The sequence below is a fragment of the Salmonirosea aquatica genome, from assembly GCF_009296315.1.
In the GTDB taxonomy this organism is placed as follows: Bacteria; Bacteroidota; Bacteroidia; order Cytophagales; family Spirosomataceae; genus Salmonirosea; species Salmonirosea aquatica.
Window position 1 is genome coordinate 2511223 of the sequence record NZ_WHLY01000002.1, and the last position, 13613, is coordinate 2524835.

8 protein-coding genes are annotated in these 13613 nt (G+C 52.9%); 4 read left to right on the plus strand and 4 right to left on the minus strand.

All coding sequences use genetic code 11. The annotated features are described in order from the left end of the window. Positions 1–504: 504 nt before the first annotated feature. The 4 genes from GBK04_RS11560 (at position 505) to GBK04_RS11570 (ending at position 6351) form a co-directional block, all read left to right on the plus strand. Positions 505–2928: a DUF7133 domain-containing protein gene (locus GBK04_RS11560; protein ID WP_373330904.1), complete on the plus strand. Its 2424-nt coding sequence runs from the start codon at positions 505–507 to the stop codon at positions 2926–2928. A 14-nt stretch (positions 2929–2942) separates the two neighbouring features. Continuing rightward, positions 2943–3935 carry a HEAT repeat domain-containing protein gene (locus GBK04_RS30555; protein WP_373330905.1) on the plus strand — a complete coding sequence of 331 codons (993 nt, stop codon included), beginning with the start codon at positions 2943–2945 and terminating at the stop codon, positions 3933–3935. A 270-nt stretch (positions 3936–4205) separates the two neighbouring features. Continuing rightward, positions 4206–4667, plus strand: coding sequence for an IS200/IS605 family transposase (gene tnpA, locus GBK04_RS11565; protein ID WP_152759814.1), 462 nt, complete (start codon positions 4206–4208; stop codon positions 4665–4667). Between the two features lie 103 nt (positions 4668–4770). Beyond that, on the plus strand, positions 4771–6351 hold the full coding sequence (locus GBK04_RS11570; RefSeq protein WP_152759816.1) for a beta-N-acetylhexosaminidase: 1581 nt from the start codon (positions 4771–4773) through the stop codon (positions 6349–6351). Between the two features lie 143 nt (positions 6352–6494). Here GBK04_RS11570 and GBK04_RS11575 read toward each other — a convergent pair whose 3' ends face one another. From GBK04_RS11575 to GBK04_RS11590, 4 genes are all read right to left on the minus strand, one after another. Beyond that, entirely contained in the window at positions 6495–7391 is an 897-nt protein-coding gene (locus tag GBK04_RS11575) for a prohibitin family protein (RefSeq protein ID WP_373330906.1), read from the minus strand. Between the two features lie 195 nt (positions 7392–7586). After that, on the minus strand, positions 7587–8957 hold the full coding sequence (locus tag GBK04_RS11580; protein ID WP_373330907.1) for an efflux transporter outer membrane subunit: 1371 nt from the start codon (positions 8955–8957) through the stop codon (positions 7587–7589). An 88-nt stretch (positions 8958–9045) separates the two neighbouring features. Further along, positions 9046–12213, minus strand: a complete 3168-nt coding sequence (locus GBK04_RS11585) for an efflux RND transporter permease subunit (RefSeq protein WP_152759820.1) — start codon at positions 12211–12213, stop codon at positions 9046–9048. 75 nt (positions 12214–12288) lie between these two features. Beyond that, positions 12289–13410, minus strand: coding sequence for an efflux RND transporter periplasmic adaptor subunit (locus tag GBK04_RS11590; RefSeq protein WP_152759822.1), 1122 nt, complete (start codon positions 13408–13410; stop codon positions 12289–12291). Positions 13411–13613 lie beyond the last annotated feature (203 nt).

A 13613-nucleotide genomic window follows, 5' to 3' on the forward strand; every position in this document is an offset into this window, starting at 1 on the left:
TTTTAGTTTCTTCAAACTCTTAGCATACTGTTAAATAATTGATTTACAATTAAATAATAAAAAATCCAGCAACAAAGAAAATGGCTACCATTGGCAAATCATGCAGTAGCTCCCGACTTAGCAATAGCGTAAGAGCGCCGGTAACTCAGAGTAGGAGTTTAAATATTTCAACGGCCATAGGGTACCTCCACGGCATTATGGTAAAAATAGTTCTTACTCGTTCAGGGCAGACTATCAGACCCGAATTTTCGCTTTTTTGAAAGCTAAAAGGTGAGATTTTGTAAGGTAGTAGAGAGGCGTCATAAAAGTACATAGGCCTGACTCAGACCAAAACATCAAAAGGTACCTTAGCTTCTACCTGGCTCATCGAATTAGGGAGAATCCCGAAGCCAATTGATTTTCCAAAGTGTGCAGAAAAGTAAAAACTACCCCTCTTACTCCTTTCTTCTACAAACAATTTACCCACAAAAGACCTTACCCCACTACGCAATACCAACATTCACCATGAACTTCAGAAAACTCCACCAGTCGCCGCGCACATGGTACGTCCTCGCGGCGGGGATTGTCATCGTCTCCTGCGCCAAACAACTTGCCCCAACGGGCAATTCGGTACCTGTACCGGCCGAACCGCTGGCTGTAGTCAAGGAAGACGGCAGCACCGCCCAGGCCCGGGCGAAGGAAATACGCGAAACTACCTCTCTGACACTGGCCGACGGCCTGAAAGTGGATTTATGGGCTTCCGATTCCCTGGCTCCCGATCCCATCGCCATGTCCATCGACGACCAGGGCCGGGTGTACCTGACGCGTACCAACCGCCAGAAAAACTCTGAGTTCGACATTCGAGGTCACCGCGACTGGATGACGCCCTCCATCGCGTTGCAATCGGTCGAAGATCGCCGGGCTTTCCTGCGCAAGACTTTCGACCCCGCCAAGAGCAAGGAAAACGAGTGGCTGAAAGACCTCAACGAGGACGGCTCGCACGACTGGCACGATCTGGCCGTGGAAAAAGACGAGGTGTGGCGGCTGGAAGACACCGATAAAGACGGCATCGCCGATGTATCGACGCGCATCCTGAGCGATTTCTTCGAGGAAGTTTCCGACGTGGCCGGGGCCTTGCTGGTGCGGGCCAAGGACGTGTTTGTGGGCATTGCTCCCGACATGTGGCGGCTCACGGATACCAACGGTGACGGTATCCTGGATCGGAAAACTTCCATCAGCCACGGTTTTGGCGTTCATATCGGTTTCGGTGGGCACGGCATGTCGGGAGCCATCGAAGGGCCTGACGGGCGGATTTACTGGGGCATTGGCGATATTGGGGCCAATCTGGTGGACGTGACAGGCAAGAAGTACAGCTACCCTAATGAGGGCGTGATCGTGCGTTCCAACCCTGACGGAACCGATTTCGAGGTATTCGCTTCGGGCTTGCGCAACACGCACGAATTTGTTTTTGACGAATACGGCAACCTCATCAGTTCGGACAATGACGGCGACCACCCCGGCGAGAGCGAGCGGCTGGTGCATATTGTCGATGGCTCCGACGCGGGCTGGCGCTCCAACTGGCAATACGGGAAGTATACTGATCCTAAAAACAACAGCTACAAGGTCTGGATGGACGAACAGATGTTCAAGCCGCATCAGGCCGGACAGGCAGCATACTTTATACCACCGATTCAGAATTTTCACAACGGTCCAACGGGCATGGTTTATAATCCGGGTACGGCACTGGGTTCGGCCTGGAAGAATAAGTTTTTCCTGGTAGAATTCGTGGGTAATCCGGCCCGCTCGCCCATCTGGTCGTTTGGACTGAAGCCTAAGGGAGCATCGTTCGTGCTGGATGGCGAGCAGAAGGTACTGGGGGGTATTCTTCCCACAGGTATCCGCTTTGGTCCCGACGGCGCGCTGTACGTAGCTGACTGGCTCAACGGCTGGGATACCAAGAACGCCGGACGCGTGTGGCGGCTGGACGTGACCGAAGACAAAAACGACATGAAAGCCCTGCGCCTGGAAACCCAGCGGTTGATGCAGCTTGACTACGCCTCGCAGAAAGAAAATGCCCTGTTTGATCTGCTGTCCAATCCGGATATGCGCATCCGGCAGAAAGCCCAACTGGAACTCGCCCAACGCGGAGGCAAGGGCGCCGCTGAGTTTGGCCGGGCAATTGTACAGACCACCAACCAACTGGCCCGGGTCCATGGCGTGTGGGGAATCGGCCAACTGGCGCGGGAAAACAAATCCTACGCCAGTCCCTTGCTGGCTTTGCTTAAAGATAAGGACAACGAAATCGTGGCGCAGGCGGCCAAGGTACTGGGCGATGCAGCCGTGCCCGAAGCAGGCCCGCTCTTGGTACCTTTGTTGACTAGCAGCAATCCCCGCGTGCAGTTCTTCGGGGCGCAGGCCCTGGGCCGCGTGGACTACAAAGAGTCGGTACCTGCCTTGCTAAAAATGATCGAGGCCAACAAGGATGAGGACCTGTACCTGCGTCATGCGGCCGTGGTAGCTCTGGCCCGCCTCAATCAGGTGGAGCCCATCATTGCGCTGGCCAATCATCCCAACAAATCGCTGCGGCTGGCGGCGGTGCTGGTGCTGCGCCGCTGGGGCAACGAGAACGTGCGTCTCTTCCTGAACGACAAAGACGAGTATATTGTGGCCGAAGCGGCCCGGGCTATCAATGACGACCTGTCTATTCCCGGCGCATTGCCCGACCTGGCCGCTACGCTTAAAGAAACCCGCTTTACGTCCGAACCCCTTCTGCGCCGCGCCATCAACGCCAGTCTGCGCGTAGGAGGTGACCCCCAACTGCAGGCATTGCTGGATTTTGCCAAGCGTAAAGATGTGAATAAGGAGCTACGCACCGAAGCCCTCGCGGCTCTGGGTACCTGGGCCAACCCTTCGGTGCTTGATCGCGTGGACGGCCGCTACCGGGGGTAGTCAAGCGTGACCCCGTGGCAACCCGGGCTAAGATCGAGCCGAGTCTCGCCGTGTTATTACAGGAAAATCAACCGGAAATCCAGATTGCTGCCGCTGAAATGATGGGCAGTCTGGGCATAACGGCTTACAACCCCAAACTGGTCGAAATTTTGAACGACAGCAAATCGCCCGATGTGCGGGCGGCGATGCTGACAACACTGAGTACCTTAAAGTACAGCGATATGGAGCCGATTATCAAGCTGGGGATGAACGATGCCGACGAAAATGTCCGCGCGCGGGCTTTAAGCCTGGTCGATGGCTCAACGCTCTCGCCGACTGCCCTGGCCGACGTAGTGAATGTAGTATTTGAAAAAGGGTCGGTGAAGGAGCAGCAGCAGATGCTGCGGACGCTCAGTACCCTGCCAGCATCCAAGACCGAACCCATTCTGGATCGACTCGTGACCCGTCTGGAAAACAAGGAACTTTCGCCCAACATCAACCTGGAATTGACCGAAGCCGTGGATTCCACCAAGTCCGAGCGTCTCCGCTCACGGCTGGCGTCTTCCAAACCTAAAGGCGAAGGTATGGCCAACTTTATGGATGCTCTTACGGGCGGTGACCGCCAGCAGGGGGCAAGGTACTTCTACACCAATTCGACTGGCCAGTGCGTACGCTGCCACGCCATCAACGGGCGCGGTGGTGAAGTGGGGCCCTCCCTTACTAAAATTGGGGGTACCTTAAGCCGCGAACAACTGCTGCAGGCGCTTGTCGAACCCAGCGCAAGACTTTCGCCTGGCTATGGTACGGTGATGCTTACGCTCAAAGACGGGCAGTCCGTATCGGGCATTCTCACCGAGGAAAGTCCCCAGGAACTGGTATTAAAAACCTCCGAGGCCGAGCCGCTGAAGGTACCCGTGGCCCGCATCGCGAAGCGCGAGAACCTACCCTCAAGCATGCCGCCCATGGGGTACATCATGTCGAAGCGGGAAATTCGGGATGTGGTGGAGTTTTTGGCGAATTTGAAGTAGCTAATGCATTTTTTTTCTGGGATTTATGCGGTTCCTCTTTAAGCTTCGGAGAAGCAAATGTTAAGCTTCTCCGAAGCTTGGAATCAGCTTTTTGTCTGGTTTTTCTACAAATGTTTTGGCTTCTCCGAAGCTATCCTATTTCGAATTTAGAAATAAATTTAAAATGAAACTGGGGATTCGGAGAATCCTGACTTTTGTAGAAAACTACGTCACCGTCCGCAACGTACGGCTTCGGAGAAGCCTAACCTTTTTAAAAAGTAACCAACCTACATGGCCGACGCTTTCACGCAGGTATACATTCATCTCGTTTTTGCACCCCGTCGTCGGGAGGCTCTGATTCGCCCTGAATGGGAGGTACGTTTGCATCAATATATTACGGGCATCGTGCAGGAGCGTGGACACAAATTGCTGGCTATCGGCGGAATGCCGGATCACATTCATATTTTTATTGGTCAAAAACTCTCGGAAGCCCTTCCTGATTTGGTCAGGGAAATCAAAAACGCTTCAAATGATTTTGTGAAAAAGGAAAGACTGAGCCCCTTCAAGTTCGACTGGCAAAATGGCTATGGCGCGTTCTCGCACAGTCGTTCGCAAATGGACGCGGTCTGTAAGTATATCCTGAATCAAAAAGAACATCATAGGAAAAGGACTTTCAAAGAAGAGTTTTTGAAGTTATGTGAGGATTTTGGGATTGAAACGGGCCGTAAAGAATTCTTTTCGTGGTTTGAATAAGCTAAAAGCCACGCTCAATTGAATGCCGGCCTAATGTGAGTAAAAATGTGCATTTGTCAAAAACTCAGTATTTTTGGCTTTCATCTTTTTTACCAATCTTCTAATGTTAAATAAAACCAAAACCCTCCCACTAAAACCTGCGCTATCCATTGCCGCGCTGACCCTACTCTTCTCCTGCGGCAGCGATAACCCCGCCATTCTTTCGGAGCAAAGCCTGATTCCCCTGCCGGTGACCGTCACAGCTTCTGATAGCCTGTTTGAGTTGACGGAGAATACCGACATCTACGTTCCTCAGAATTCGGAAGAAGTCAAAGGGATTGGCCAGTACCTGGCCGATAAATTAAATCCGTCCACCGGGCTGGGCATGGAAGTAAAGCCCACGGATGCAGCTCCGGCCGCGGGCAATATGTATCTCGCCCTTACCGAAGCCGATACCACCTTAGGTGACGAAGGCTACGAACTGGCCATATCGACTACCGGGGTAAAACTCACAGCCCACCAGCCGGCCGGACTTTTCCGGGGCATTCAGACCCTGAGACAGGCCCTGCCGGCCGATGTCGAAAAATCGGACAAGCAATCGGGTTCCTGGAAAATACCGACAGGTACCATCCGCGATTACCCTACCTATGCATATCGGGGCGCGATGCTGGACGTGGCCCGACATTTTTTCAGTGTCGAGGACGTGAAACGCTACATCGACCTGATTGCCGCCTACAAGATGAATGCACTACACCTGCATCTTTCGGATGATCAGGGTTGGCGGATCGAGATAAAATCCTGGCCTAAGCTTACCTCCTTAGGCAGCAAGAGCGAAGTAGGGGGCGGCGAAGGCGGCTTCTACACACAGGAACAATACAAAGACATTGTGAAGTACGCCCAGGAGCGGTACATCATGATCATCCCCGAAATTGACATGCCGGGACACACCAATGCCGCACTGTCCTCCTACCCCGAGCTGAATTGCAACGAAAAAGATCCGAACCCAAAGCCCTATACAGGTATCGAAGTGGGATTCAGCACGCTGTGTACCAGCAAGGAAATTACCTATAAGTTTGTGGATGACGTGGTTCGTGAGTTGGCTGAAATGACGCCGGGGCCCTACCTGCACATGGGTGGCGACGAGTCGCACGTGACACCTATGGAAGATTACATTCCGTTTGTGAACCGGGTACAGGACATCGTGCAGTCGCACGGCAAGCAGATGATCGGCTGGGACGAAGTCACTAACGCCAGTCTGAAGCCTACCTCCGTGGCCCAGTACTGGGCCAAAGCCGAGTATGCGCAGTCAGCCGCTAAGCAAGGTGCGAAGGTGATTGTATCGCCCGCGAAAAAAGCGTATTTGGATATGCAGTATGACTCCACATCGAAGTACGGTCTGCACTGGGCTGCCTATATTGAACTCGATAGTGCCTATAACTGGGAGCCCTCCACCATGGTACCGGGCGTGACCAGCACTAATATCCTGGGTATCGAGGCCCCCATCTGGACCGAAACTATCGACAACATGGAAGCACTGGAATACATGGCTTTTCCGCGCCTGCCGGGCTTAGCTGAGATCGGCTGGTCGCCCAAATCGGTACGTAACTGGGAAGGGTACCGTACCCGACTGGGCAAGCACGGAAAGCGCATGGAAGCGATGGGGATTGATTATTATCCCTCTAAGCAGGTCGATTGGGGGAAGTAGGGTAAATGCTTTTAAGTAAAAAGAGTTAGCCTCCACAAGGGGCTAACTCTTTTTTTGTGGTTGCGGGTGGAATTTCAGTTGAAAATAACGGGGGTACCTTGACGGACTGGAAGTCCGTACCACAGCATAGTGTTACTTTTCGTTCAGGATGAGGGGTACCCCCCCTTGGAGCCACCCATGATAACGATCTTGGAGTTGGGCGACTTGGCCAGTTCTTTCTGGGCGTTGATCATCTCGTATTGTAGCTGCCGGTCGGTCAGGCTGCTGGCGATGATGGTCTGATAGTCCGAGATACCCTTGGCCTCTACGCGCTTCCGCTCGGCCTCCTGTTTTTCTTTCTGCAACACAAATTCCATCTTTTGGGCATCCTGTTCGGCGTTGATTTTAGACTCAATGGTTTTCTTGACCGATTCCGGTAGATCAATATTCCGGATCAGGAGTTGTTCGAGAATCAGTCCCCGGTCTTTGAAATCCTTATCAATGGTTTTGTAGATCCGGTCCTGGAACTCATCGCGTTTTTTGGAATAAAGCGAAACCGCATCATAATACACGGCGTTGTCGCGGATACGGGTACGGGCCAGGGGGCGCACAATCTTGTCCTTGTAGTCACGCCCAATCTCTTTGTAAATGTTGGGCGCAGAGGTAGGTAGAATTTTATAAAGTACCGTAAGATCGATCACCACTTCAAGCCCATCAGCCGACAGCACACGGATGGCGTCGTCACCCGACTGATCGCCTTCGGCGGTAGTAGCCGACATGGTGTAATTTTGGGTTTTGGTGTCGAATACAACAACCTCAACCAAGGGGTTAACGAAGTTCAGGCCGGTTTCAAGTACATTGGAACTCACCTTTCCAAAGAGCGATTGCACGCCGACAGTACCCGCGTCGATTTGCCGGATGCTGGCGGTAAGTGCGCCCACCAAGGCAATGACAATGCCGATGATTTTGACGGGGCGTGAATACCGGGAAACGGGAAGGGAAGGGGTATTGATGGCAAAGCCCGCCACTACTAGCAGCAGACCGATGACTATGAAAAACATACGTTTGAAGGGTTAATTGGATAGATAGGAAGGGAGGCTTTTCGGTCAAATACTGGTTTCCGTAGCCCTCACTTTGGCAAACTCTTGCACGGGTAATTTACGAAGAATAGCCGACCTTTCCCGAAGGGGCGGGATAAACGGCCCTCCTGCTCCATCAGGTACCTTTTTCAAGTTATCAGTTACAGCCCTGCTCCCTCATTCCCAACCGCCACCCAAGGCCCGGTACAGGTTCACCAGCGTAATGAACCGCTGTTGCTGAATGGTGGTCTGGTCTAATTCGGCGGCCAGTACCGAACGCTGGGCGGTGATTACCTCAAGATAGTTAGCATAGCCCGCCAGAAACAGATCGTTGGAAATGGATACCCCTTGCTGCAAAGTAGTGGTTTCCTGCTCTTTAAGGTCTACTATTTTTTTCAGGTTATCCATGGTCCGCATACTGAGCGCTGCTTCCTGGAAGGCGTTAATGACCGCCTTGTTGTAAGCGAAGAGGGCTTCGGTAGCCTGAGCCTGCGATCGCCTCTGACCGGCTTTCAGGGTTTTGCGGTTCAGGATGGGAGCCGTTACGCCCCCCAGCAACCCAAACGCCAGTGAGGCCGGCGAAAACAGCACTGAGCCGCGGAAAGCATGCAGCCCCAGGTAGGGGGTGATATTGAGCGATGGTAGGAAATCCAGTCGGGCCGCTTGCAAATCTGCCTCGTAGGCCTTCAGCTCTAGTTCGGCCTGTTGCACGTCGGGCCGTCGCCGGAGCATCTGGGCGGGTACCCCTACCCCTATCTGATCAGGGAAAGTCTGACGCAGAATTGGATTGCCCCGCGTAATGGGTTGGCTGAAGCGCCCCAGCAGCAGGTTTATGCGATTTTCGACTTCCAGGATTTGCTGTTGAATCTGAATGTCCAGCGCCTGAGTATTCAGAAGCTGCGCGGCGAACTGCCGCACGGCCAACTCATTGGCCCGGCCCGCGTCTTTCTGAATCTCGATGGTTTCGACGGCCTTGTTCTGCAGATCTTCGTTGCTCCTGATTATTTCCAACTGATTGTCCAGCGTGAGCAGTTGGTAGTATAGGCGGGCCACCTCGGCGACCAGATTGGTCACCACCAGTTGTTGTGCTTTTTCAGTTGCCAGGAACCGCAGGTACGCCCCCTTGCGCCGGGTACGTAATTTGCCCCAGATATCTACCTCCCACGAACTCCGGACTCCCAGAAAATAATCGGGAAGTGGGTTTGACATCTTTTGGTCAGGCTCGATGTTATCCGAGAAATTGGTATCATAATTTCCTACCCCGTCGGAGGTATACTTGCCGAAGCGCCGAACGCCACCCGAAGCTTCCGCGCTCACGCTGGGTAGCAGGGTACCTTCACGCTCCAATACACTGGCGCGCGCGATTTCGATCCGCTGGATGGCCATGGCAATATCCGGATTCCGCAGAAGGGCCGTATCGATCAAAGCCGCCAGGTTGGGATCGGTAAAAAATTCCCGGATCGGCAGGGTACCGATGCTGGTGCTGTCAACTCGTTCCAGAAAGGTACGCGGTGCCTGCAAAGACACTTTGGGAGGAAGAGGAGTCATTACCTTGCAGCCGTAAAGCGCGCTTAGCAATAATCCCGCGAGGAATCTATTTAAATATTTTAAAGGTAGGTCCATTGCTTGCTTTCAATTAATCCATTAAACTCGCTTCGACGGGCTCGGGGGTCTGGGTGGCTTCGGTTTTCTTTCTCCGCTCGGTAATACTGGCAAAAAGAACGTAGAGACCCGGAATCAGAATCACCCCGAACAAGGTACCAATGAGCATTCCTCCCGCCGCTGAGGTACCGATGGAGCGGTTGCCCAGGGCGCCTGCCCCGGAAGCGATACAGAGTGGAATCAACCCCGCAATGAAAGCAAAAGAGGTCATCAGGATGGGCCGAAGACGCTCGGTAGCCCCCTCCATGGCCGCCTGGAGTACCGATAGTCCTTCTTTTTGGCGCAGAATGGCGTATTCCACGATCAGAATGGCGTTTTTCCCCAAGAGCCCGATGAGCATGACCAGCGATACCTGCGCATAGATATTATTTTCCAGTCCCATGAGTTTGAGGGCCAGAAAAGCCCCGAAAATCCCGGTCGGGAGTGAAAGCAGCACGGGCAAAGGCAGCAGGAAACTTTCGTACTGGGCCGCCAACAACAGATACACAAACACCAAACAGACCAGGAAAATGTAAAAGGCCTGGTCGCCCGACAGGATTTCTTCGCGCGTCATGCCCGACCATTCGTAAGTATAGCCTTTGGGCAGTTTTTGGGCGGCTACCTCTTCCACCGCCCGGATGGCGTCGCCACTGCTGAAGCCCGGTGCGGGCTCTCCGTTGATCATCGCGGAGGTAAACATATTGTAGCGGGTCAATTGCTCTGGACCGTATACCCGCTCAAGCTGGGTAAAGGTAGCGAAGGGTACCATGTCGCCCCGGTTATTTTTGACGTACATTTTGGTGATATCCTCCGGATTGAGTCGATAAAGTGGATCTGCCTGTACCATCACTTTGTACATCTGCCCGAAGCGGATAAAGTTGGAGGCATAGTAGCTCCCGATCAAGGTTTGCAGGGTACTCATGGCATTTTCGACGGTCACGCCCTTTTTGGCAGCCATATCTTGGTCCATGTGGATGAGGTACTGCGGAAAACTCGCATCAAAACCCGTGAAGGCATTGGCAATGGCCGGTGTCGCGCGAAGGTTTTCGATAAACTCATTCGTGACGCGGGCCGTTTGCTGAAAATTGCCACTGCCGGTCTTGTCCAGTAGCCGTAACTCAAAACCACTGGAATTACCAAAACCAGGCACGGTAGGTGGGGGAAAGTACTCGATGCTGGCGTCATACACGCTTTTTGTTTTTTCCTTCATAAGCGCAATCACGTCGTCCACCGACCGCTTGCGCTCATCCCAGGGCTTTAGGTTAATCATGCCCATGCCGTACGAGGCGCCGTCCGACTCGGTGAGTAGACTGTACCCCGAGAGGGTCGAAACCGACTCGACCTCTTCGATACTCTCGGCGGCTTCCTGGATAGCGTCTAGTACGGTTTCGGTTCGTTCTACGGTAGCCCCCACTGGCGTGGTCACATTGACATACAGGACGCCCTGATCTTCTGTGGGGATAAAGCCCGAGGGAAGTACGGTGTTGATACCCCAGGTACCGACGCAAAAAACCACCAGAATCAGTACCGTGACCAGACGTCGGCTGGCGATTACCCCGACCAACCCTTTGTAGCGACTGGCCACCGCTTCGTAGCCCCGGTTGAAAGCTCCGAAAAAGCGATCCAGCGGATTCAGTTTTTGCTTCTGCTCATGGTGGGTGTTTTTAAGTAGCAAAGCGCATAGAGCAGGGGTGAGTGTAAGGGCATTGATCCCCGAAATAACAATGGAGATGGCCAGCGTTAGGGAGAACTGCCGGTAAAAAACCCCTACTGGACCCGACATGAAAGCTACTGGAATGAACACTGCTGACATCACCAGCGTAATGGCTATGATGGCCCCGCTGATCTCCTTCATGGCCGCGAAGGTGGCTTCCCGAGCCGACATATGTTTCTCGGCCATCTTGGCGTGAACGGCCTCTACGACGACAATGGCATTGTCTACCACGATTCCGATGGCCAGTACCAGGGCAAATAAGGTAAGCAGATTGATCGAGAAACCCAGCAGCTGCATAAACGCAAAGGTACCGATCAGGGCCACGGGCACGGCCAGTGCCGGGATGAGCGTGGAACGGAAGTCCTGCAAAAACAGGTACACGATCAAAAATACCAGAATGAATGCCTCGAACAGCGTGCGTACCACCTCGTGGATGGATGCATCCAGAAAACGGGATACGTCGTACGAAACCGTGTAGGTCATGCCGGGGGGAAAGGATGTTTCTTTCAATTCGGCCACGCGCTTTTTGACATTGGCGATCACTTCGCGGGCGTTGGAGCCCGGACGCTGCTTAAGCATGATGGAGGCCGAAGGGCGGCCATCGGACTTAGAAGCCATGTCGTAATCCAGCGAGCCGAACTCAATGTAGGCGACATCCTTCAATTTCAGCATGGAGCCGTCGGCCTCGGCACGGATCACGATGTTCTCGTACTGCTGCGGCTCGAACATTTTTCCGGTGTAGCGCAACACGTACTGTAGGGGAGGCGATACTTTACCCGAACCTACCCCCGATTTTCCGGGAGCAGCTTCCACGTTTTGGGCGCGGATGGCGTCGATTATTTCGTCGGTGGATACCTTGTAGCTGACCATGCGGTCGGGCTTGAGCCACACGCGCATGGAATAGTCGCGGTGGCCCATGATTTCGGCGAAACCTACCCCGTCGATGCGCTTCAGCTCCGCCAGTACATTGATGTCGGCGAAGTTATAGACAAACTTCTCGCCGACCGTCGAGTCGGTGCTCATGATGTCGAGGTACATGAGCATACTATTTACCTCTTTTTCGGTAATGACCCCAGCCTTGATTACTTCCTCGGGTAGCTCATCGATAACCGACTGCACGCGGTTCTGGACGTTCACCGCTGCAAGGTCAGGGTCGGTACCTACCTGAAAAAACACCGTGATGAGTGTCATGCCGCTGTTGGTGGATACCGAGGTCATATAGCTCATGCCCGGTACACCGTTGATGGCCCGCTCGAGCGGAGTCGCTACGGCTTTGGTACATACTTCGGCGTTTGCTCCGGTATAATTAGCTGTAACTGTGACCGAAGGAGGAACGATTTCGGGAAACTGCGTGATAGGAAGACCCGTTAAGGCCAGCCCCCCCAGGATCGTAATGACCAGCGAGATGACTAGTGAGAGGACAGGTCTCTTGATAAAGATGTCAAACATTTAGCAAAGATTGGGTTTGTAAAGGACACGGGTTGCCGGACTTTGGTCTTTCAAGCGTCTGAACTGGAAAGTCATCTAATCCAGCGTAGTAGGTTTCGGTTTGATCTTGACACCATCCTTAAGCGACTGGATACCTTCGTACACAATGCGATCACCTGCCTCGATACCCGATCGCACCAGGTAGTAGTTGGAAAAGCGTGACTTAGGCACAAAGCTGGTCATCTTCACATGATCAGTGCTGTCCACTACGTATACGTAGCTTTTGTCCTGAATCTCAAACACGGCTTTCTGGGGAATCAGAATGGCATCATCGACCGTATTGGTGAGCCGGATGGTACCCGACGAGCCGTGTTTCAACAGGTCGCCGGCATTGGGAAACTGGGCCCGAAAAGCAATGGAACCGGTACCTTCATCAAACTCACCTTCCATCGTCTGAATTTGGCCCTTGGCCGGAAAAGGCGAGCCGTCTGCCAGCTCAAGCTCCACCACACCGCTTTGCCCACCCGCATTTTCGCGTTGCGCTTTGATATATTCCAGGTATTCATTCTCCGATACATTGAAGTACACGTACACCTTCCGGGTATCCGAAACGGACGTCAGCAGGGTACCTTCATCGATGAGGCTACCCGCTTTATAGGGAATACGGTTGATGATACCATCGAAGGGGGCTTTGATGCGGGTACGGGCCAGGTGAATGGCTGCATTGGTCTGCGCCGAGCGTGCTTCTTCAATTTTGGCCTGAGCCGCCAACAGGCGTGCCTCCGCTACCTCCCACTCGATCTTGGAAATGATTTTCTTATCGACCAGCATTTTGAGGCGACTCACTTCCAACTCGGCGGCTTTGGCTTCGGCAATGGCGCTCTGCAGATTGGCCTTAGCGCGGGCACGCTCCGCTTCGTACTCCTCGTCGTTGATTCTGAACAGGGTTTGGCCCTTTTTGACTTTCTGACCTTCATCCACATAAATTTCTTCCAGGTACCCTTTCACCCGAGCGTAAATTTCCACATTCTGTAGGGCATTAATGTCGCCCACGTATTCACGGTGCAGATCTGTGGTCTGGGCGGTCAAGTCGATTACAGGCAGTTCCTGAATGGTGGACTTGGAAAAATCTTTGGTGGCGTTTTCTTTGCTGTTGGCTGTACAACCCATCATTAGTACACCCAGCAGCAGCGCTGTATAACGAGACAGTGATTCCATATAAGTAGTTGATTTTTAGTATTTTAAAATAATTTATAGTAGTTTCTTACTGCTATTTTGGTTGTATTCGAAGGCGGTCGTTCTGGAACGAGTGAAGAAAAAAAATATATTGTATCTTTTGACAACTTACTCATTTGACACAAAAGAATAGGGCCCTGATTGTTTCCAATCGGTGCATAAGCCTCATTAAAACAGAGAAATCA